22 protein-coding genes are annotated in these 19,332 nt (G+C 63.8%); 7 read left to right on the top strand and 15 right to left on the bottom strand.

Annotated elements, in window-relative coordinates; translation table 11 throughout:
* Nucleotides 1-28: 28 nt before the first annotated feature.
* The 3 genes from V8192_RS00695 to rpmF are packed head-to-tail and all read right to left on the bottom strand — an operon-like array spanning nt 29 to nt 2,226.
* The gene (locus V8192_RS00695) at nt 29-985 is read right to left on the bottom strand and encodes a beta-ketoacyl-ACP synthase III (protein ID WP_341631139.1); all 957 of its coding nucleotides are present in this window, start codon (nt 983-985) and stop codon (nt 29-31) included.
* Entirely contained in the window at nt 982-2,031 is a 1,050-nt protein-coding gene (gene plsX / locus V8192_RS00690; protein ID WP_341631138.1) for a phosphate acyltransferase PlsX, read from the bottom strand. The genes V8192_RS00695 and plsX overlap by 4 nt, the downstream gene beginning before the upstream one ends.
* A 15-nt stretch (nt 2,032-2,046) precedes the next feature.
* Entirely contained in the window at nt 2,047-2,226 is a 180-nt protein-coding gene (gene rpmF, locus V8192_RS00685; protein ID WP_341631137.1) for a 50S ribosomal protein L32, read from the bottom strand.
* 178 nt (nt 2,227-2,404) lie between these two features.
* Between rpmF and V8192_RS00680 the strand changes: the two genes are divergently transcribed.
* A complete protein-coding gene (locus V8192_RS00680) occupies nt 2,405-2,809 on the top strand; it encodes an MAPEG family protein (RefSeq protein ID WP_341631136.1) in 405 nt (134 codons plus the stop codon).
* Here the strand turns inward: V8192_RS00680 and V8192_RS00675 are convergent.
* Both V8192_RS00675 and V8192_RS00670 read right to left on the bottom strand, forming a co-directional pair.
* A complete protein-coding gene (locus V8192_RS00675) occupies nt 2,798-3,457 on the bottom strand; it encodes an MBL fold metallo-hydrolase (protein WP_341631135.1) in 660 nt (219 codons plus the stop codon). The two genes, V8192_RS00680 and V8192_RS00675, sit on opposite strands and share 12 nt — an antisense overlap.
* Nucleotides 3,454-4,734 (bottom strand): dipeptidase, encoded by a 1,281-nt coding sequence (locus tag V8192_RS00670; RefSeq protein ID WP_341631134.1) that lies wholly within the window; start codon nt 4,732-4,734, stop codon nt 3,454-3,456. Before V8192_RS00670 ends, V8192_RS00675 begins: the two co-directional genes overlap by 4 nt.
* Nucleotides 4,735-4,828: 94 nt before the next feature.
* Here V8192_RS00670 and V8192_RS00665 point away from each other — a divergent pair, with 94 nt between their 5' ends.
* Nucleotides 4,829-5,059, top strand: coding sequence for an aminotransferase class IV (locus V8192_RS00665; RefSeq protein WP_341631133.1), 231 nt, complete (start codon nt 4,829-4,831; stop codon nt 5,057-5,059).
* Here the strand turns inward: V8192_RS00665 and pdeM are convergent.
* Nucleotides 5,056-5,718, bottom strand: a complete 663-nt coding sequence (pdeM, locus tag V8192_RS00660) for a ligase-associated DNA damage response endonuclease PdeM (RefSeq protein WP_341631132.1) — start codon at nt 5,716-5,718, stop codon at nt 5,056-5,058. The two genes, V8192_RS00665 and pdeM, sit on opposite strands and share 4 nt — an antisense overlap.
* Before the next feature lie 43 nt (nt 5,719-5,761).
* Nucleotides 5,762-6,103 (bottom strand): DNA-directed RNA polymerase subunit omega, encoded by a 342-nt coding sequence (gene rpoZ, locus V8192_RS00655; protein ID WP_341631131.1) that lies wholly within the window; start codon nt 6,101-6,103, stop codon nt 5,762-5,764.
* Between the two features lie 100 nt (nt 6,104-6,203).
* Here rpoZ and V8192_RS00650 point away from each other — a divergent pair, with 100 nt between their 5' ends.
* Nucleotides 6,204-7,376, top strand: coding sequence for a phospholipase D-like domain-containing protein (locus tag V8192_RS00650; RefSeq protein ID WP_341631130.1), 1,173 nt, complete (start codon nt 6,204-6,206; stop codon nt 7,374-7,376).
* On the opposite strand, the gene V8192_RS00645 is transcribed toward V8192_RS00650, so the two are convergent.
* Nucleotides 7,373-8,014, bottom strand: coding sequence for a class I SAM-dependent methyltransferase (locus V8192_RS00645; RefSeq protein ID WP_341631129.1), 642 nt, complete (start codon nt 8,012-8,014; stop codon nt 7,373-7,375). The genes V8192_RS00650 and V8192_RS00645 overlap by 4 nt on opposite strands.
* Before the next feature lie 172 nt (nt 8,015-8,186).
* Between V8192_RS00645 and V8192_RS00640 the strand changes: the two genes are divergently transcribed.
* Nucleotides 8,187-9,485 carry an MFS transporter gene (locus tag V8192_RS00640; RefSeq protein ID WP_341631128.1) on the top strand — a complete coding sequence of 433 codons (1,299 nt, stop codon included), beginning with the start codon at nt 8,187-8,189 and terminating at the stop codon, nt 9,483-9,485.
* Here the strand turns inward: V8192_RS00640 and V8192_RS00635 are convergent.
* From V8192_RS00635 to V8192_RS00625, 3 genes are all read right to left on the bottom strand, one after another.
* Nucleotides 9,482-11,791 carry a CDC48 family AAA ATPase gene (locus V8192_RS00635; protein ID WP_341631127.1) on the bottom strand — a complete coding sequence of 770 codons (2,310 nt, stop codon included), beginning with the start codon at nt 11,789-11,791 and terminating at the stop codon, nt 9,482-9,484. The two genes, V8192_RS00640 and V8192_RS00635, sit on opposite strands and share 4 nt — an antisense overlap.
* A 70-nt stretch (nt 11,792-11,861) precedes the next feature.
* Nucleotides 11,862-12,617 (bottom strand): SDR family NAD(P)-dependent oxidoreductase, encoded by a 756-nt coding sequence (locus V8192_RS00630; RefSeq protein ID WP_341631126.1) that lies wholly within the window; start codon nt 12,615-12,617, stop codon nt 11,862-11,864.
* Nucleotides 12,617-13,081: a peptidylprolyl isomerase gene (locus V8192_RS00625; RefSeq protein WP_341631125.1), complete on the bottom strand. Its 465-nt coding sequence runs from the start codon at nt 13,079-13,081 to the stop codon at nt 12,617-12,619. Before V8192_RS00625 ends, V8192_RS00630 begins: the two co-directional genes overlap by 1 nt.
* Before the next feature lie 116 nt (nt 13,082-13,197).
* On the opposite strand from V8192_RS00625, the gene mgtE reads away from it, so the two are divergent.
* The 3 genes from mgtE (at nt 13,198) to V8192_RS00610 (ending at nt 15,939) form a co-directional block, all read left to right on the top strand.
* The gene (gene mgtE, locus V8192_RS00620; RefSeq protein WP_341631124.1) at nt 13,198-14,625 is read left to right on the top strand and encodes a magnesium transporter; all 1,428 of its coding nucleotides are present in this window, start codon (nt 13,198-13,200) and stop codon (nt 14,623-14,625) included.
* Nucleotides 14,626-14,665: 40 nt separating this feature from the next.
* The gene (locus V8192_RS00615) at nt 14,666-15,064 is read left to right on the top strand and encodes a DUF1489 family protein (protein WP_341631123.1); all 399 of its coding nucleotides are present in this window, start codon (nt 14,666-14,668) and stop codon (nt 15,062-15,064) included.
* Nucleotides 15,065-15,261: 197 nt separating this feature from the next.
* A complete protein-coding gene (locus V8192_RS00610) occupies nt 15,262-15,939 on the top strand; it encodes a CADD family putative folate metabolism protein (RefSeq protein WP_341631122.1) in 678 nt (225 codons plus the stop codon).
* On the opposite strand, the gene V8192_RS00605 is transcribed toward V8192_RS00610, so the two are convergent.
* The 4 genes from V8192_RS00605 to dinB all read right to left on the bottom strand — a co-directional run bounded on the left by V8192_RS00605 (nt 15,933) and on the right by dinB (nt 19,325).
* Complete coding sequence (locus V8192_RS00605) at nt 15,933-16,634, bottom strand: head GIN domain-containing protein (RefSeq protein ID WP_341631121.1); 702 nt, start codon at nt 16,632-16,634, stop codon at nt 15,933-15,935. The genes V8192_RS00610 and V8192_RS00605 overlap by 7 nt on opposite strands.
* A gap of 45 nt (nt 16,635-16,679) precedes the next feature.
* Complete coding sequence (locus tag V8192_RS00600) at nt 16,680-17,405, bottom strand: head GIN domain-containing protein (protein ID WP_341631120.1); 726 nt, start codon at nt 17,403-17,405, stop codon at nt 16,680-16,682.
* A gap of 139 nt (nt 17,406-17,544) precedes the next feature.
* Nucleotides 17,545-18,078, bottom strand: coding sequence for a CarD family transcriptional regulator (locus V8192_RS00595; RefSeq protein WP_341631119.1), 534 nt, complete (start codon nt 18,076-18,078; stop codon nt 17,545-17,547).
* A gap of 164 nt (nt 18,079-18,242) precedes the next feature.
* A complete protein-coding gene (dinB, locus tag V8192_RS00590; RefSeq protein WP_341631118.1) occupies nt 18,243-19,325 on the bottom strand; it encodes a DNA polymerase IV in 1,083 nt (360 codons plus the stop codon).
* Between the last annotated feature and the right edge of the window lie 7 nt (nt 19,326-19,332).

Here is a 19,332-nt window from a genome sequence, read left to right as displayed (position 1 = left end):
CGACTAATCATCGGATATTCCAACTTTTTCAATACCTGAGCGCAGCTGCGCCCCAAGTAAAGCCACCGCCCATCGCTTCCAGGATGACGAGGTCACCCCGTTTGATTCGGCCGTCTTTCACCGCGGCGTCGAATGCGAGCGGAACGGAAGCTGCCGACGTGTTGGCGTGCTGGTCCACCGTCACCACAACCTTTTCCGCCGGAAGCCCCAGCTTCTTCGCCGTCGCATCGAGGATGCGGGCATTGGCCTGGTGGGGAACGACCCAGTCGACGTCGCCGGCGGTGAGGCCTGCATCGGCAAGCACTTCGTTGAGGACGTCGGCGAGGTTCACGACCGCGTGGCGGAAGACTTCACGGCCTTTCATCCTGAGCTTGCCGACCGTGCCGGTAGTCGAGGGCCCGCCGTCGACGAACAGTAGATCGTTGTGGCGCCCATCGGCATGAAGCTTGGTCGTCAGGATGCCGCTGTCGGATTCTTGGGCGCTGAGGACCAGCGCGCCGGCGCCGTCGCCGAACAGGACGCAGGTCGCTCGGTCCTCCCAGTCGAGGATCCGGCTGAAGGTCTCTGCACCAATGACCAGAGCCTTGGCGGCATTGCCCGAGCGCAGCATCGAATCTGCAATCGAGAGTGCGTAGAGAAAACCGGTGCACACGGCATGCACGTCGAAGGCAATGCAGTCGTTGATTCCAAGTGCCGCCTGGACCTTCGTGGCGGTCGAAGGAAAGGTCTGATCCGGGGTCGCCGTCGCGAGCACGATGAGATCGATATCTGCCGCCTCTATGCCGGCGCTCGCAAGGGCGCGCCGGGCGGCCTCGGCGGCGAGACTGCCGGTGGTTTCGCCCTCGCCGGCGATGTAGCGGCTGCGAATTCCGGTTCTCTCGACGATCCATTCGTCCGAGGTGTCGACGGTTGCCGCAAGCTCCGCATTCGTGACCTTGCGCCGCGGCAGGGCGCTTCCCGCTCCGGCGACGATCGAGCGTCTCACTCGGCTGCCTCGCCCGCAAAGGCGTGTGCCCGGAAATTGTCGAGGTCGTCACCGATCTTCCGGGTGATGTCGTTGCGCACCATGCTGGCAGCGACGCGGATGGCGTTGGCGACGCCCTTCGCATTGGCGCTGCCGTGGCTTTTCACGACGAGACCGTTGAGGCCGAGGAAGACGGCGCCATTGTGATTGTTGGGGTCAAGGTGGACCTTGAGCAGGTTGAGTGCAGGACGGGAAAGAGCAAAGCCAGCTTTCGAGCGGAGCGAGCTCTTGAATGCGCGGCGCAGCAGATCGGTGACGAAGCGTGCCGTTCCCTCTGCCGTTTTCAGCGCGATATTGCCCGAGAAGCCGTCGGTGACCACGACGTCGACCTCGCCGCGTGAAAGCTGGTCGCCCTCGGTGAATCCATCGAAGCTGAATGGCAGATAGTCCGCTTCGCGCAGCAGCGCGGCCGCGTCCTTCAGCTCGTCGGTGCCCTTCAGCTCCTCGGTACCAATGTTGAGCAGCTTCACGCGCGGGCTGGGGAGGCCCAGCACGCAGCGTGCATAAGCGGCGCCCATGACTGCGAACTGCACGAGGTTCTGTGCATCACACTCCGTGTTGGCGCCGAGATCGAGCATGATGACGTCGGTCTCGCCAAGCGTTGGAAGCAGGGCGGCAAGAGCGGGTCGGTCGATGCCCGGCATGGTCCGCAGTGCCAGTTTGGACATCGCCATGAGGGCGCCCGTATTCCCGCCCGAGAGCGCAGCGTCGGCAATTTGCTCTTTCACCGCGTTGATTGCCATGCCCATCGAGGTCGTCCGGGCCCGCCGGATCGCCTGGCTCGGCTTCTCGCTGGCGGCGATCGCTTCGGGCGAGTGCACGATCGTCGAATGGGGACCAAGGTTTCTGTGCTGGGCGATCTGTGCCTGGACCTGTCGCTCGTCGCCGTAGAAGGTGAACTGGAGCGCCGGGTCTTTTCTCAGCGCACGCGAGGCGCCGGCAATCATCGCGGCTGGGCCGGTGTCCCCGCCCATGGCGTCGATGGCGATGCGTGGGCCCCCGCTCATGGGCCTGGCGCGAACTTAGGCCTCGGTCGAAACGACTTCGCGGCCGTTATAATGGCCGCATGCCGCGCACATGTTGTGCGGCAGCTTCAATTCACCGCAATTCGGGCATTCCTGGAACTGCGTGGCCTTCAGCCCATGATGGCTGCGGCGCATGTTCCGCTTCGACGGCGAAGTTTTTCTCTTGGGGACAGCCATTGCGGCACCTTCACATGCAGATAGAACAACAATAAAAATTGCGACGATCTGCGCCTCATCTCAGCGGGAGACCCCGCGGGCGGCGGCCGGATCGTCGCGAACCGCGGCCCCTATAGCGAATAAGGGCGCTGTTGCAAGGGCGTGAGGGCTTCGTGGCCAAGCGAGGGAGGGCAGGTAGATGGTCCCGGTTCCGGTGACGCTTGCGAGTACAGTCGCTTCGACCCTTCTTAATCTATGGCTCGGTGGACGCATTGCCGCGCTTCGCAAGGAGTTTCGAGTAAGCGTCGGCGACGGCGGGCAGGAACCGCTACTGCGGCGAATGCGAGCGCAGGCAAACTTTATCGAAAACGCCCCCTTCGTGCTCATCCTCTTGGGAGGGCTTGAGCTTTCCGGGGCCAATCGTGCCGGGCTCACCGCTATCGCCGTCATCTTCATCGTCGCCAGGATCCTTCATGCAATCGGCATGGATGGCAGCGAGAAGCAGCGCTTCAGGATGTTCGGGATGATTGGATCGAGCCTTGTGACGCTCGCACTCGTCCTCTGGGCGACCTCGTCGGTGGTCCTGGAGGTGCTAGGCCGCTAGCGCCGCGTCCCCGACGAAGGGATTGGTCGCGCGTTCGTGACCGAAGGTCGACATGGGCCCGTGGCCCGGCACGAATGCCGTCTCATCGCCCATCGGCCACAGACGCTGGGTGATCGAATCCAGCAATGCCTGCTGGTTCCCGTGAGGGAAGTCCCAGCGGCCGATCGAACCCTTGAACAGCACGTCGCCCACGAGGGCGAGCTTCGATTGCGCGTGGTGAAAGACGATGTGCCCGGGGGTGTGGCCCGGGCAATGGCGAACGCCCAAGGTAAGATCGCCGACATTGACTTCGTCGCCGTCCGTGAGCCAGCGTGCCGGCTCGAACGGCTGCCCGGTGATGCCGTATTTCGCACCGTCCTCGGCAAGCCGCGCGATCCAGTAGAGATCGGCTTCGTGCGGGCCCTCGATCGGGACGCCGAGTTCCCCGGCAAGAAGCCCCGCGCTGCCGCAATGATCGATGTGACCGTGCGTCAGCAGGATCTTCTCGATCGTAACCTGGCTTTGCGCAGCCGCCGCCTTGAGACGTGGAAGATCGCCTCCAGGATCAACGAAGGCACCTCTCATGGTCGCCGTGCACCACAGCAAGGTGCAGTTCTGCTGCAGCGGCGTCACCGGGATGATCGCCGCGCGAAGGGGCTGCCCGTTCATTTCCAGGGATCGGTCGACGACCAGGGCTGCAGCCTCGCGGTTGCCGGCGCTTCGTTCTTCATCGATGCCGCGACCGCCTCGGCCTGGCGCATCGCCCGCAGGACATTGCCGCCCGCGAGCTTGGAGAGGTTCTCGTCGCTCCAGCCGCGCCGGATCAGCTCGGCAAACAGCAGGGGATAGCCGCTGACGCTGTTCATGCTTGCGGGAGCTTCGTCGATCCCGATGCCGTCGAGATCGCCGCCGATGCCGACATGGTCGAAACCTGCAACCTTCGCGACATGCTCGATATGGTCGGCAATGAGGCCGACGCCGGCGCGAGGCGCCGAATGCGCATCAAGCCATGCTTTCATTCCCGCTTCGCGGCGGTCGGGCTGTCCGACGAATAAGGCCTTCAGGCGCGCGTCCTCCGCGCCCTTGGCGGCCGACCACTGGATGTACTCGGGTGAGAGGTGGCCAAGATAGAAGTTGACCATGACGACGCCGCCGTTCGGGGCGACGAGTTTCAGGATGTCGTCGGGAACATTGCGGGGATGATCGGCAAGAGCGCGTGCATCGCTGTGCGTGAACAGTACCGGCGACCTCGTGACCTCGAGCGCTGCGCGCATCGTGTCGGGCGAGACGTGACTGAGGTCGACGAGCATGCCGAGCCGGTTCATCTCGTGGATGACGGCCCGGCCGAACTCGTTGATCCCATGATATTTGGGATCGTCGGTCGCGCTGTCGGCGAACTCGTTGTTCTTGAAGTGAGTGAGCGTCATGTAGCGCGCCCCAAGTTCGTAGAACTGGCGCAGCGCTGCGAGGCTGCCGCCGATCTGGTGCCCTCCCTCGATGCCTATGAGCGAGGCGATCCTCCCGCTCCTATGGATGCGCACGATGTCATCGGCACTGCCGGCGAGCGCGAGATCGGCGGGATAGGCTTTGACCATGCGCTTCACGATATCGATCTGCTCGATCGTGTCGCGGATCGCGGCGTCTCCGGTCACTTCCGAGGGGATATAGACCGACCAGAACTGGGCCCCGAGACGACCCTCGTGAAGCCTCGCCATGTCCGTCATCAACGGATGGGATGCCCATTTATCGGTCCCGCTCGCGAGGTTCTCGATCTTCAGCTCGTGATTCTCGCGCAGCTGCTCGGCGATGTCGTTGTGCCCATCGATAAGGGGTGTTGCCTTGAGGATGCGGTCGATGCGCGCCTGGACCCTGGGATCGATCGGCTGGGCGATCGCGGATGAGGATATCAGCATGGCGGCCATCAGCAACGTGGCTTTGATTGTCATGCTCAGGGTTTAGGAACAGCCGCCCGAAGGCGCAATGCGAGCGCGAGCTGAGGGGACTTGTCCTTTGCCGCACCGCCGTGGATGAAGGGCACCAATGAGCGACCTTGAAGAGACGATGAAGTTTGATCCCGATGAGGGCATCGCCAATCTCGACACACATCTTGATCGACTGAGGCGGGCTGCCGAGGCTCAGGGATACAAGTTCGACCGGCACGCCGCGCGCAACGAACTCCAGGCGGCGACATTCGGCAAGACGCGCGTCGCGACTGCTCGGCTGCTCCTGTCGCCGACCGGAGCCATGGCGATTGAAGTGCGCCCGCTCTAGGCGGCCAGCGGAAATCTCAGCAGGCGGTCCGAGACCGGAACGAGTGCAGCGGCCCCGCTGCCCACCGAACCGAGGATCTCCGGGTGATGCGCATCAAGCCCCCCGGTCAGCGATCCGAATGCCGGCATGATGATCTTGCTCTGCGAGGTGACGAAGCAGCGCCTGGAGACGTGACGTCCCTTGAGATGGAGCCTCAGCTTGGGATGGAAATGTCCCGAGATTTCCGGCCGGGTGTCGTCGCGTGCGGCTTCGTGCCGCAGGATGATCCCGCCGATCTCGACCTCGTCGGCAATGCGACCGCCGCAATGGTCGGCAAAACCCGGATCGTGGTTGCCGACGATCCACGTCCAGTCGATCTTCCCGGTGAGGGTGGTGAGCAGCTCCCGCGCACTGGCAGGCAAGCGGTCGCACCCGAAGCGGTCGTGAAAGCTGTCGCCAAGGCAGAAGAGCCTCCTTGCCCCCGTCCGTTCGGCTTCGACGGCAAGTGCAGTCAGCGTCGCAAGCGAATCGTACGGCGGCAGGAACTGGCCCAGCCTTGCGAACCAGCTCGCCTTTTCGAGATGGAGGTCGGCGACGAGCAGCGCCTCGTGCGCTGGCCAGAAAAGTGCGCCTTCGGCCGTCGGGAAGAACGTTTCGCCTGCGAACGAAAAGGGAACCATGCCGCCGGTCTAACCGGCGGCCGGAGATCAGGCTAGACCGAAATTACTCGTAGTCGCCGCCCGACGGAGTCGGACGCGGCGGAGCAGCGGCGGTAAGGCGCAGCGCCTCGGCGGCCTCGCTCAGCGATGCCAGTTCCTCGGTTTCGTCTTCCTCGTCGATCCGCACCTTCTGGAGGTTGGTGACGATCGCTTCCTCGAGCTCGCGCGGGCGGACGGTTTCGTCGGCAATCTCGCGGAGGGCGACGACCGGATTCTTGTCGCGGTCGCGATCGATGGTGAGGTCCGCGCCGCCCGAAATCTGGCGAGCGCGCTGGGCCGCGATCAGGACCAGATCGAACCTGTTCGAGACCTTGTCGACACAATCTTCAACCGTAACGCGCGCCATTCGTCGCTCCGCAAAGCTATTCCAAGCCAGGAATATGGGATTTCAGGAAGGTCGCGCCAATAGCTTGCAGGGGCCGAAAAAGTCAAGGAAGCTGCAGGGCATGGCCGACCAGGGCACCCCATCTCTCTCAACTGCTCCGATCACGGCTGAAATTGCCGGCAACCGGCTCGAGCTGATCGAGAGCGGGGAGGAGCGCTTCAGGCTCCTGCTCGAACTGATCGCCGGCGCTGCGAACAGCGTCAAGCTGCTGATGTACATGTTTAATCCGGATCGCGACGGGGACGCGGTGCGCGATGCTCTGACCGACGCGGCACGCCGGGGAGTGAAGGTCAGATTGCTGATCGATGGCTTCGGCTCCGCAGCGACCGCGGATTTCTTCAAGGACCTTGGGGAGGCCGGCGGAGAATATTGCGTGTTCAATCCCACCTGGGGCCGCCGCTACCTGCTGCGCAATCACCAGAAGCTGATCGTGATCGACAGCAGGACAGTTCTCATCGGCGGTGCCAACATCGATGCGACCTATCTTGGCGACCAGGGCTCAAGCCATTGGCGCGACCTGTGGCTTCGGCTCGATGGTCCCGAGGCGATGCTGCCGAGCCGCTATTTCGACAGCCTGTTCCACTGGTCCAGGCAGAAGGGCTCCAAGCTTCGTTCGCTGCAGCGGATGGAGGCAGGCTACAGCGAGTGGCGGGGTCCGCTCCAGTGGAAGTTCAGCGGCCCCTTGAGCATGCACAACAGCTGGTGGCGGAGCATCGGGCGCGACATGAAGCACGCGCGTCGGCTCGATCTCGTCTTCGCGTACTTTGCGCCGCCGAGCGCGATGATCCGCCGTATCGGCAAGGTCGGGCGCCGTGGCCGGGCACGCATCATCAATGCTGCCAAGTCCGACAACAATGCGACGGTGGCAGCCGCGCGCCACAGCTACAGCCGCCTCATCAGGCGCCATGTCGAGATCTACGAGTACCAGCCGGCGAAGCTCCATACGAAGCTCGCCATCGTGGATGACATCGTCCACATCGGCTCGTCCAATTTCGACTATCGCAGCTTCTACATCAATCTCGAGATCATGCTGCGGATCAAGGATGCGACATTCGCCGAGGCGATGCGGGGCTATTTCGAGCGCGAGCTTGTCGACTGCAAATGGATTACGCCGGAGATCCACGCGCAGCGCGCGAACCCATGGCGCCGGATCAAGTGGGCCATTTCCCACTTCCTCGTGAACGTGATGGACTACAGCGTGACGAGGCGGCTCAACTTCCGCCCGGAGCGCTAGGCCTTGGGCTCGCCCTTGTAGGCCCAGAACAGCGTCGCCGGCGGGACGTTGATCCATTCGAAGCCCCGCTTGATCGGCTCGAAGTGAGGCTTGATGAAGTCGAACACCTTGGGGCTGAACTGGTAGACCAGGAACGCGCCGCCCGGGCGAAGGACCTTCGCCGTCGCCTTGGCGATATCGTCTCCGACGCCTGGCGGCAGGGTCGAGAACGGAAGTCCCGAGAGCACATAATCGGCCGAACCGAAATTGCGGTCGGCGAGGATTTTTTCGACATCCGCGGCCGAGCCGGTGACCGTGATCAGACGCGGATCGTCGATCCGCTCGCGAAGATAGTGGGTGAAGTCGGCGTTGGTATCGATGGTCAGCAACGTCGCCTCAGGCCCGAGGCGTTCGAGCACCGGCTTGGTGAAGGTGCCGACACCGGGACCATATTCCACGAACAGCTTCGTGTTCTCCCAATCCACCGGGTCGAGCATCTTGTCGATGAGCACCCGGCTCGATGGAATGATCGAGCCGACCATGACCGGGTTCTTGATGAAGCCGCGAAGGAATTGCCAGTGCGGGCTCGGCGAGCGCCGGTCACGGCGGCGCTGAAGCCTGCGCGGACTTTTCAACGTGCGCGCGGAAGAAGAGGGCATGAATGCTCCGTTTGGGCCGAGACGAGGGCCGGAGCGTTGGCAAATGCGCCGTCGCTTGGCAAGGTTTCCTAACGTTACAAGGAGGCGGCCGGTCGCGCGCCTGTTCTGCGAAGCGCGCGAATAATGCGACGAAGAGGTTCCGCTCGGCGGCGATGCTGCCTATCCCGGAGTCGTGGCTTCAATCGCGCATAAGGGGGCCGTCGGTCGGGCGGCGCTCACCAACACTCATTTCGGTCTTCTTTACTGCGCGATGCTGGTCGCCTCTTCGGGCAACACGGCGCTCCAATCGGTCATGCCCGCGATCGGCCGCAAGATCGGCATCCAGGATTTCTACGTCGCCATCGCCTACACCTGGTCGGCGGTGCTCTGGGTGCTGCTCGCGCCTTATTGGGCCGAGAAGAGCGATCATCATGGCCGAAAGACCCTGACGATCATGGGAGTAAGCGGCTTCATCGTCTCGATGAGCCTTTGCGGAATTGCCCTGTTCAGCGGGCTCCATCGCTGGATCAGCGGCGCGCTGACCTTCTCGCTGTTTGCTCTCTTCAGATCCATTTACGGCGGGCTTGGCTGTGCGACGCCCTCGGCGACGCAGGCCTATCTTGCATCCAAGACGCGGCGCAGCGGGCGTGTTGCTGCACTTTCCGCTTTGTCCTCTTCCTTCGGGTTGGGGACGATCATCGGCCCTGCCATTGCGCCATTGTTCGTACTGCCTCTCGTCGGCCTTGCCGGCCCGCTGTTCGCCTTTGCGCTGATCGGCGTCATCGTGGTTTTTTCGATTGCAATTTGGCTTCCCAACGATCGGAGCGGCCGGCGGATCGGCCACGGCGCGGCCATGAGCTATCCCTCGCTCGCCAGTCCTCCGACCGGGGCAAGCATTGCCGCCGCGACTTCGCCGCGCCGCCAGAAGCGGCTCAGCTGGAAGGATCCCAGGATCCGGCCCTGGATCATCGCGGGCGTCGTTGCCGGACACGCGCAGGCCGCGACGCTGACGTGCATCGGCTTCTTCGTGATCGATCGCCTGCACCTGCCTGCCTCCGGATCGGAAGGGCCGATTGCGATCGTGATGATGGCAGGTGCGGTGGCGACCCTGGGTGCTCAGTGGGGCCTGATCCCGCGTCTCGACTTTGGTCCCAGGTTACTCATTCTTTCAGGCGCGCTCATCGCCGCGGCTGGTCTCGTCGGGACCATGCTCTCGCGCGATCTCTACGGGATTACGATAGGTTTTGCGGTCGCCTCGTGGGGATTTGGCTTTACCCGGCCGGGCTTTACGGCAGGCGCATCGCTCGCGGTCCCGCTTGCTGAGCAGGGTGCTGTTGCAGGCGTGATCACCTCGGCGAACGGTATCAGCTACGTGCTCGCGCCGGCGCTGGGCATCGGCCTTTATGGCTGGAACCACGATTCGCCCTTTGCTGCCTTTGCGCTGCTTCTCGTCGGCCTTGCGCTCGTGGGCCGGCGCCAGCTCGCCGCCTAGGGCTTTCCGCCCTGCTTGGGGCGAAGCATGCCCGGAAGGACGAAACCGATGCCGCCCAGAGGCCGGGTCGCATCGCTCTTCAGCGTCTCCTGAATCCGCTCATATTCCTCGAGCATGTCCGCCGTGACCGAGGCCCGGGTCTCCGTCAGGGCAACCTCGAAATCCGCCATGGTGACCTGGTGCGTATCGAGGCCCCTCCGAAGCGCGGTGAGGCCCGCGCGGCGCACGAGGTCCTCGAGATCGGCGCCGGTGAAGCGATCGGAGTGCTGCGCGATCTTCTCCAGATCGACGTCGTCGGCGAGCGGCATTCCGGTCGTGTGGATGGCAAGGATACGCCGTCTTCCGGCCGTGTCGGGCACACCGACGTAGATCAGCTCATCAAAGCGCCCTGGGCGAAGCAGCGCAGGATCGATGAGGGTCGGGCGGTTGGTCGCGCCGATCACCACGACATTCTGAAGTTCCTCGAGGCCGTCCATCTCGGAAAGGATGGTGTTCACGACGCGCTCGGTGACCTGCGGCTCCCCGAGGCCGCCTCCTCTCGCCGGAACGAGACTGTCGAGCTCGTCGATGAAGATGATCGTCGGCGCGACCTGGCGCGCGCGGTTAAAGAGACGCGCGATCTGCTGTTCGCTCTCTCCGTACCATTTGGAAAGGAGATCGGAGCTCTTGGTCGCGATGAAGTTCGCCTCAGCTTCGCGCGCGGCTGCCTTGGCAAGGAGGGTCTTGCCGGTCCCGGGAGGGCCGTAAAGAAGGAAGCCCTTGGCCGGACGGATGCCGAGACGTCGGAACGCTTCGGGGTGCTTGAGCGGAAGCTCCACCCCCTCACGCAGCCTGTCGCGGGCCGCATCGAGACCTCCGACGTCGTCCCAGCGGACTTGCGGAGCTTCGACCATCACTTCGCGCATGGCGGAGGGCTGGACGCGCTTCAGTGCGTTCTCGAAGTCGCGAAGCTCGACTGAAAGAGCATCGAGGATCTCCGACGGAATGACCTCCTCGGCAAGGTTGATGCGCGGCATGATCCGGCGGACGGCTTCCAGCGCCGCCTCCCGGCAGAGTGCCGCAAGGTCTGCACCGACGAAGCCGTAGGTACGTCGTGCAAGATCGTTGAGGTCGACGTCGCCGGCAAGCGGCATTCCTCGCGTGTGGATTCCCAGGATTTCGCGGCGTCCCGGCTCGTCGGGTACCCCGACGACGATCTCGCGGTCGAAGCGTCCCGGCCGCCGGAGCGCCTCGTCCAGGGCCTCGGGGCGGTTGGTCGCTGCGATGACGACGGTATTCTGCCTCGGCTCGATACCGTCGAGCAGCGTCAGCAATTGCGCGACCAGCCGCTTTTCCGCTTCGCCGGTCACTTGTCCGCGCTTGGGCGCGATCGAGTCGATCTCGTCGATGAAGATGATCGAGGGCGCGTTCTGGGCTGCCTGCTCGAAGATCTCGCGCAGCCGCCGCTCGCTCTCGCCATAGGCGGAGCCCATGATTTCAGGGCCCGCGATGTGGAAGAACTTGGCCGCGCTTTCGTTGGCAACGGCGCGCGCGAGCAGCGTCTTGCCGGTCCCTGGCGGACCATGAAGGAGCACGCCCTTGGGCGGGTCGACTCCAAGGCGCTGGAACAGCTCGGGGTGCCGTAGCGGTAGTTCGACCATCTCGCGCAGCGCGTCAATCGTGTCGCGCATGCCGCCAAGATCGTCATAGGTGACGTCGGCGCGGCGCTGGCCGTCCGCTGCCTTATATTCGGGAAGGAGCTCGACGGCGGTCGACCCGTCGATGTGAACGATGCCCTTGGGCGTTGCCGACACGACCACGAGTCGGAGCTCCTGGAGCGCGAAGGCTGGCGCGTTCAGCAACTGCCGAATGTGGTCGGGCATGTCGGCGTTGATGCGCTGGTGTCCGGCCGTGGCCACGGTGTCCCCTTCGACGAGGGGACGCCCCGAGAAGGTGCGCTTCAGTGCATCGGCCGAGCCCTGCAGCCGAACGTTGGGCTGTGCAGGCGCAAATACGACACGGGTCGCGGGTTTCGAGTCGACTTTCCGGACTTCGACGAAATCGCCTGAGCCCACGCCGGCATTGGCGCGCTGCAGTCCGTCGAGGCGAATGATGTCGATTCCCTCATCTTCGCCATACGGCCGGATGGCGCGCGCAGCGGTGGAGCGCTTGCCGATGATCTCGATGACGTCCCCTTCGTTGAGGCCGAGATCGTCCATGAGCCGGTCGGGAAGCCGGGCGAATCCGCGGCCGCTGTCGGCAGGCGGCAGGCTTGCGACCTGGACCCTTCGCGAGGTCACCCGATCGATCGTATCTGCTTCAGGCATTCTCTCTCCTGACCCGCTCTATCATATCGGATACGCAACGGCGCCGGGGCGGTCCGGTTTCAACTGCCCCTCAATATTTGATCGCGCCAGCAATTTTGCGAACTACCGAGCGAGGAGCGAAACGCCCGCTGTTCGCGGTAAGCTTGTTGAGGAGGCCGGGAACCACGACCGCCTTGTTTCTTTCGAGGCCTTCAAGGCCTGCCTCGACGACCTCTGGCGACGTCATTGCGACCCTCTCGAACAGGCCGTTGCCTCCAAAGCCCGCAACGTCGCCGAACTCGGTCCGCGTGGGCCCCGGGCAGAGGCAGGTCACGTGGATCCCGTGCGGCTTCAGTTCCTCGTGCAACGCCTCACTCAGCGAGAGGACAAACGCCTTGGTTGCAAAATAGACGGCCATTTTTGGCCCGGGCTGAAAGGCCGCGGTCGAGGCAACGTTGATGATCGCCCCGGACCTCCGCTCGATCATCCGGGGCGCGACCGACCTGCAAAGATCGGCCAATGTGCCGACGTTGAGATCGATCATCTGCCGGAGCCGCGCGGGGTCCAGCCTGGCGAAGGACCCGATGAGACCAAAGCCCGCGTTATTGACGAGGAGATCGACGATTTCGCCGTTCGCCTCGATATCGGCCATCAACCGTGCCGCCGCGTCCGGTGTCGAAAGATCGATCGCGACGGCCCTTGAATTGCCAAGCTCGCTGACGAGTTCGTCCAGCCGCTCCTTGCGCCGCGCCGCGAGGACGAGCCGGTGGCCGCGCTTCGAGAGCTGCCGTGCGAACTCGACCCCGAGGCCGGAAGAGGCGCCGGTGACGAGCGCGACCTTGTTCACTAACCGGCTTTCTTCACCGTCGCCTTGACGATCTTGCCGGGCTCGCGAGGCGGCTCGCCCACGGGCAGAGCATCGACGTATTCCATCCCGGTCTCGACCTCCCCCCAGACGGTGTACTGCCGGTCGAGAAAGGGGGAGTCCTCGGTCACGATGAAGAACTGGCTGTTGGCGCTATCCGGGTTCTGGGAACGTGCCATCGAGGCAACCCCGCGCTTGTGAGGCTCGGCCGAGAACTCGGCCTTGAGGTTGGGTAGATCGGAGCCGTGGTAACCGGTTCCAGTCGGATCGCCCCCCTGGGCCATGAAACCCGGGATCACGCGGTGAAACACGACGTCGTCGTAAAATCCGCTGTTTGCGAGGTCGGTGATGCGCTGGACGTGCCCGGGCGCAAGGTCAGGCCGAAGCTTGATGACGACATCGCCGCCGGTCGAAAGGGTGAGATGCAGGCGGTCGGCGTCAGCCATGGGTTACTCCCGGATGAAAGGTTCGAAAGAACCGCGATTTAGGGTCGCAGGGGTGGTTGCGCCAGAGCGGCCTCGACCATAGGAGGGCGGCGGCGGTCCAGCAGAGGGGTTTTTCGATGAGCGAGAGCGAGCACATCGCCCCGCCCGCTGCCGACTCCACCTCGCCGGTGGACGAGGAGGACCGTCTCCGGCCGGAGTTCGTGGACAGGGTTCTCGACGCGGTCGACGCGGGTGACGACGAGACCGCGCGAAGGCTGGTCCAGCCTCTCCACCCTGCCGACATCGCCGACCTCATCGAGCTTGCCGCACGGGACGAGCGCGAGGGCCTCGTGAAGGCTCTTGCCGGGATTATCAGTCCCGACGTGCTGGCCGAAATGAACGACTATGTCCGCGAAGGCCTGCTCGATGAAATGGAGCCGCAGCAGGTCGCGGACATTGCCGGCCAGCTGGAGACCGATGACGCCGTCGCGCTGATCGAGGATCTCGACCGCGACGAACAGCAGGCGGTTCTCGAGGCGATGGAGCCCGACGACCGCGCAGCGGTCGAAGAAGCGCTCAGCTACCCGGAGGAATCCGCTGGGCGCCTGATGCAGCGCGACCTCTGCGCGGTGCCGGAACACTGGAGGGTCGGGCAGGTCATCGATTATCTGCGGTCAACCGCGGACCTGCCTACCGATTTCTGGGAAGTGTTCGTCGTCAGCGCCGACCATCACCCGGTCGGGACCTGCAAGCTTTCGACGATCCTGAGGACGCCGCGCGCCACGCTCGTCAGTGACATCATGGCGCGCGAACAGACGCTCATCCCGGTCGACATGGATCAGGAGGACGTGGCGCTCCGCTTCCAGAAATATGCGCTCGTCTCGGCGGCGGTGGTCGACGATGCTGGACGTCTCGTCGGCATGATCACCGTCGACGACATCGTCCACATCATCCAGGAAGAAGCCGGCGAAGACGTTCTCCTGCTCTCCGGCGCGGGCGAGGGCGACATCAACGAGCCCGTGCAATTGACCGTTAGGCGCCGTCTGTTCTGGCTGGTGATCAACCTTGGGACTGCGATCCTTGCCGCAAGCGTGGTGAGCCTGTTTCAGGGCGAGATCGGGAAATATGCGGTACTTGCAGTCCTCATGCCTATTGTGGCGGGCATGGGCGGCAATGCCGGCACGCAGACCCTTGCCGTTGCAGTGAGGGCACTGGCAACCAATCAGCTGACCGAATCCAATACGGTGCGGGCCTTTGCCCGCGAGCTCACCATCGCGCTTGCAAACGGCCTCTCGCTGGGCGTCCTCATCGGGGCAGGAGTTGCCCTCGTCTTCGGTGTCATTCACCCGGTTCCCGGCGGTTTCCTCCTTGGAGCGGTGATCGGCGCTGCAATGATCATCAACAATCTTGCCGCGGGACTAGGCGGGATCCTGGTACCGGTGACGCTCGACCGCTTGGGGGTGGATCCCGCTGTATCGTCGGCAGTGTTCGTGACGACGATTACCGACGTGACCGGCTTCTTCAGCTTCCTTGGCCTTGCCGCCCTCGCGGGCCTGGGGCGTTAAACGGTTGCGAATCATGGGTTAGTTCGACACCAGCAAGGCGGTGCCAAATCTCCATCTCACTAAGGTCGCCTTCGCCTGCCGGGATCTCGAGGCGCTTCAGCAACGGATTGCTGCGCGGGCGGTCGGCGGAGAGTTAAGGGTCGCGACGCGCATGCGTCCCAAGCGCGCTGCCGAACTGATCGGCGGATCGCTCCACTGGATCGTCAAGCACCGCCTGGTCGCCGCGCAGGAGATCCTTCGGTTCGAGGATCGCGAGGACGGCCGGATCGATATCGTCTGTGCGGCGATGCTGAAGGCAGTGTCGCCGGTCCCGCGCCGAGCCCACCAGGGCTGGCGCTATCTCGAGGAGTGTGACGCACCCCGGAGCGACGACGGCAGCGGTCTTGGGGCACTGCCGCCGCAGCTTTACGGGCGATTGGCTGCGCTCGCGCTTGTCTGAGCGCGCCCCCTACCTGAACAGAATATAGAGAATGATGATGAGCAGGATCAGCCCGCCGATACCAAGATACATGGCTTAGCTCCCTTGTTTCCCTGGCTGAGGCTGAAACGATCAACGCCCCAATTCGTGCCCGACCATCGTCTTGCCGACTCTTCCTTCCCTGACTAACGCGGGGCCGATCAGCAGGGAGACACGGGATGGCTCAAGTGACGGTTTCGGAAGCGATCGATCTAAAGGTCGAGGGAAGTGCGATGCTCAAGCATCCCTTCTACCAGGCATGGACCGAGGGACGTCTCCCGCTTGAGACCTTGCGATCCTACGCCCGCCAGTATTTCCACCACGTGGAGGCCTTCCCGCGGGCCGTGAGCGCAGTCCACAGCTCCTGCCCGGACCGCGAGGGCCGCCGGATGCTCGCGGAGAACCTTGCCGAAGAAGAGGGCATCGAGGCAGGCAAGCAGGATCACGCGAGCCTGTGGCTCATGTTTGCGTGCGGCCTAGGCGAGACGGAGCCCGCCATTCGTTCTGAGGCTCTCAATCCCGAGACCAGGGCGCTCATCGACACCTTCCGCAAGCTCTCGCGCCAGTCCTACGCGGCGGGTCTTGGAGCGCTCTATGCCTATGAGAGCCAGTTTCCGGCTGTCGCTGCAGCGAAGATCGAGGGCCTGATCGAGCGCTACGGTATCGAGGACGAGGAGACGCTTCGCTTCTTTCGTGTCCACGAAACGGCCGACGTCGAGCATAAGAGGGTGTGCGCGGCGCTCCTCGACCGCCTGCCGGAAGAGGAGAAAGCCCAAGCCATTGCTGCAGGCGACGAGCTCGCGCAGGCACTCTGGGGATTTCTCTCAGGGGTAGAGGCTTCCGCCTCCGTTCACTGAGCGCTCTTGCAGCCGCTGACGGTGACCGAGCCCGTCACCTTGACGGTGCACGAGGGCTGACCCGAAAGCCGGATCGTCGCAGGTCCCCAGGCGTCGATCCGTGCGGTTTCGGTTACCTTGGTATCGACCGTCGCGGTCCCGTCGGCGCTGATCGCGGCATTGGGCGTCGTCAGCCCCGCAGCGTTCAACGTGGAGAGGCCTCGCGCGAGCACGGTAAGCTTGCCTGCTCTTCCGGAAAGCTTGGCGTTGGCGCTTCCATCCAGGTTCACCGTCAGCTGGTCGGCGTTCGCATCCGCGATTTCGCCCGCCCCTGACCCCTGGATCGAGAGCACGAAGGTCAGTCCCTTCACCTTGTCGATCGCGAGGCTTCCAGCGCCGATGAGCGAGGCGTTCGTGAGGTCGTGCGTGCCGACGCTGACTTCGACCGGTCCGGGGTCGATGCCGGGAAACCCGCCCCATGACGGATTGGATCCGACGACGAGGGTATCGCCGCGAACCTCGACGGCCACACGGTCGATCGCGGCAGCGGTGCCGCTCGCACGGGCGAAAACCGGGACGCCCGTCGCAATGGTGACCTTATAGGGTCCGTCGACGCGGATCTTGGTGAAGCTCGAGACGCCGAAGTTTCGGGTCGCTCCGCAAGCCGGCGCGGCAAGGGCGGAAAGGGCGAAGGCTGCAAAAAGGAAGGTGCGCATCGAGACACCTTCCACTCTTATGGTTAACGCTCTTCTAAGAACGGATCAGGAGCAGCGGACGTCGCCAGATCCCGTCTTGTTGACCGTGCACTTGGCGCCGCCCGCCACATCGACATCGCCCGAGCCGATGATGCTGACATCGGCCGTGCCGCTGGCATGGGCCTTGACGTTGCCGGCGCCGGCGATCGAGATCTTGAGCTGCTGGGCCTGGACTGCTCCAGCGTCGACGTCGCCGGAGCCGGCGATTTCATACTTGCCGGCCTGGGTCTTGCCGCCAGCGGCCTTGGCACTTCCCGATCCCGCAATCGCAAGCTTCAGCGACTGGACTTCGACGTCGCCGACATCGAGTCCGCCCGAGCCTGCGACGGTTCCCTCGAATTCCTGTCCAGCGACCCGGTCAATCCGGATGTCGCCCGAACCGGTGGTCGTCGCAGCGGACAGTTGCGGAACGGTGACGACGAAGTCCGCCTTGCCGCCGGAGCTCCAGTTCCAGTTCCAGTTGAAGAAGCCGTGATGCTCCTTGGGACGGATGATCAGCTTGTCTCCGCGTACTTCCACTCGGGTCCGCTCGAGGAGTTTTTCGCCGCCGCGTGCCGAGACGCTGGCGACCGAGCCGGTGCGGACGTCCACGTCATAAGGGCCCACGACTTCGATCTTCTGGAAATTCGCGATCTGGTAATTGCGCGAGACCGTCGGGCCGCCGTCCTCTGCATGGGCATGGCACCCGGCGAGGCCGCAAGCGGCGATCAGGGTGGCGATGGACCTGTGCATGCGGCTGCTCCTGCGACGTGTGTTATGGTTGCAATACACTCGCTCCAAGACCGCCGCAAGGGCAAAAAGAAAAGGGCGCCCAGAGAGCCTGGGCGCCCAATTCGTTCACAGCGTCTCCTTCCCGGGGAAGACGCAAGGTTCAGGCGATTTCCTTGGCCTTGTTATGGATCGGCCAGGCCTTGTTGAGGATCTCGAGGATCTTGGCGAGCGCAGACTTCTCGTCGGTCTGCTCCATCGCCCCGAGTTCGCGGGCAAGGCGCGAGGATGCTGCCTCGAAAATCTGTCGCTCCGAATAGCTCTGTTCCGGAGCGTCGTCCGGACGGAACAGGTCGCGGACCACCTCAGCGATCGAAGTCAGATCGCCCGAGTTGATCTTCGCCTCATATTCCTGGGCCCGGCGTGACCACATGGTGCGCTTGACCTTGGGCTTGCCCTTCAGGGTCTCGAGCGCATCCTTCATCGTCTTATCGCTCGACAGCTTGCGCATGCCGACCGAGTCCGCCTTGTTGACGGGAACGCGAAGGGTCATCTTCTCCTTCTCAAACCGGAGAACATAGAGGTCGAGACGGGTTCCGGCGATTTCGGTGCTCTGCAGCTCGACGACACGGCCAACGCCATGCTTGGGGTACACAACATAATCACCGACGTCGAAGCTAAGCGCCTTTGTAGCCATTGCTCACCTTTCAAAATTGCAGCAGACGAGCCAGCACCGAAGTACCGCCCCCCAAAGCGACCAGTGGTCGTGGCTCCCCAGCCTGTTTCGTGGCTTCCCTTGAATTTAAGGGCCACAGCTGAATCGCGGCGGCCCCGTATGACAATTTTATATCACAACTGACCTCAGATTGCGAGTCCCAGCTGAGTTGGTACCTCGCTGTTGACCTCGGTTAAGTTGTGAAGGCCAAGGCCAAGCAGTCTTATACCTTTGGATAGGGGATGCAGACCCGCCAGAAGCGCTTGCCCGGCAGCGGCGAAAGTCTGCTGGTCGGGGACGGGACCCGAGAAGCTCTTCGAGCGCGTGATGATCGTGAAGTCGCCGTACTTGACCTTGAGCGTGACGGTCCGGCCGATCACCTCGGCGCGGTCCACCCGGACCCACGCATAGCCGGCGATCCGCTCGAGTTCCTCCGCCAGACGGTCGGGGTCGCGCAGGTCCTCGTCGAACGTGCGTTCCGCGCTCACGGACTTGTAGGGGCGGTCGGGTTTCACCTCGCGATGGTCGATGCCTCGGCAGATCCGCCAGTACCAGTCCGCCGAGCTGCCGAAATGGGCCTGGAGTGCGGCGATGCTCCATTCACGAAGGTCGGCGCCCGTTAGAATTCCGAGACGTTCCATCTTTCGCGCAGTGACCGGACCCACGCCGTGGAAGCGCGCGACGGGAAGCGATGCCACGAATTCCGGACCCTTTTCGGGGGTGATCACGCACAGACCGTCGGGCTTGCGGTGATCGGACGCGAGCTTGGCGATGAACTTGCAGTAGCTGACGCCCGCAGAAGCGGTGAGGCGGCACTCCTCCCGGATCCGCCGGCGAATGTCCTCGGCAATGGCCCGCGCGCTTCCGAGGCCGTGACGGTCCTCGGTGACATCCAGATAGGCTTCATCGAGGCTCAGTGGCTCCACAAGGTCGGTGTAATCGGAGAAGATCGCGCGGATTTGCTGGCTGACGGCGCGGTAGACGTCGAACCGCGGCTTGACGAAGATGAGGTCGGGACAGCGCCGCTTGGCAGTGACCGAGGGCATCGCCGAGCGGACGCCGAACGGGCGCGCCTCGTAGCTTGCAGCGGTGACGACTCCGCGGTGCCCGCCACCGACCGCGACCGGCTTTCCCCTGAGCTCGGGATTATCGCGCTGCTCGACGGACGCATAGAAGGCGTCCATGTCGACGTGAATGATCTTCCGGAGCGGGCGGTCGTCGCTTTGCATCGCAGCG

It is taken from the genome of Sphingomonas agri (genome assembly GCF_038148795.1).
GTDB lineage: Bacteria > Pseudomonadota > Alphaproteobacteria > Sphingomonadales > Sphingomonadaceae > Sphingomicrobium > Sphingomicrobium agri.
The sequence above is the reverse complement of the archived record's forward strand: the minus strand, read 5'-3'. Positions and strand labels throughout refer to the sequence as shown.

Excerpts from the sequence above, each read along its gene's own strand:
- plsX (WP_341631138.1), bottom strand. The coding sequence starts at position 2,031 with ATGAGCGGGGGCCCACGCATCGCCATCGACGCCATGGGCGGGGACACC.
- rpmF (WP_341631137.1), bottom strand. The coding sequence starts at position 2,226 with ATGGCTGTCCCCAAGAGAAAAACTTCGCCGTCGAAGCGGAACATGCGC.
- V8192_RS00680 (WP_341631136.1), top strand. The coding sequence starts at position 2,405 with ATGGTCCCGGTTCCGGTGACGCTTGCGAGTACAGTCGCTTCGACCCTT.
- V8192_RS00675 (WP_341631135.1), bottom strand. The coding sequence starts at position 3,457 with ATGAACGGGCAGCCCCTTCGCGCGGCGATCATCCCGGTGACGCCGCTG.
- V8192_RS00670 (WP_341631134.1), bottom strand. The coding sequence starts at position 4,734 with ATGACAATCAAAGCCACGTTGCTGATGGCCGCCATGCTGATATCCTCA.
- V8192_RS00665 (WP_341631133.1), top strand. The coding sequence starts at position 4,829 with ATGAGCGACCTTGAAGAGACGATGAAGTTTGATCCCGATGAGGGCATC.
- pdeM (WP_341631132.1), bottom strand. The coding sequence starts at position 5,718 with ATGGTTCCCTTTTCGTTCGCAGGCGAAACGTTCTTCCCGACGGCCGAA.
- rpoZ (WP_341631131.1), bottom strand. The coding sequence starts at position 6,103 with ATGGCGCGCGTTACGGTTGAAGATTGTGTCGACAAGGTCTCGAACAGG.
- V8192_RS00650 (WP_341631130.1), top strand. The coding sequence starts at position 6,204 with ATGGCCGACCAGGGCACCCCATCTCTCTCAACTGCTCCGATCACGGCT.
- V8192_RS00645 (WP_341631129.1), bottom strand. The coding sequence starts at position 8,014 with ATGCCCTCTTCTTCCGCGCGCACGTTGAAAAGTCCGCGCAGGCTTCAG.
- V8192_RS00635 (WP_341631127.1), bottom strand. The coding sequence starts at position 11,791 with ATGCCTGAAGCAGATACGATCGATCGGGTGACCTCGCGAAGGGTCCAG.
- V8192_RS00625 (WP_341631125.1), bottom strand. The coding sequence starts at position 13,081 with ATGGCTGACGCCGACCGCCTGCATCTCACCCTTTCGACCGGCGGCGAT.
- mgtE (WP_341631124.1), top strand. The coding sequence starts at position 13,198 with ATGAGCGAGAGCGAGCACATCGCCCCGCCCGCTGCCGACTCCACCTCG.
- V8192_RS00610 (WP_341631122.1), top strand. The coding sequence starts at position 15,262 with ATGGCTCAAGTGACGGTTTCGGAAGCGATCGATCTAAAGGTCGAGGGA.
- V8192_RS00605 (WP_341631121.1), bottom strand. The coding sequence starts at position 16,634 with ATGCGCACCTTCCTTTTTGCAGCCTTCGCCCTTTCCGCCCTTGCCGCG.
- V8192_RS00600 (WP_341631120.1), bottom strand. The coding sequence starts at position 17,405 with ATGCACAGGTCCATCGCCACCCTGATCGCCGCTTGCGGCCTCGCCGGG.
- V8192_RS00595 (WP_341631119.1), bottom strand. The coding sequence starts at position 18,078 with ATGGCTACAAAGGCGCTTAGCTTCGACGTCGGTGATTATGTTGTGTAC.
- dinB (WP_341631118.1), bottom strand. The coding sequence starts at position 19,325 with ATGCAAAGCGACGACCGCCCGCTCCGGAAGATCATTCACGTCGACATG.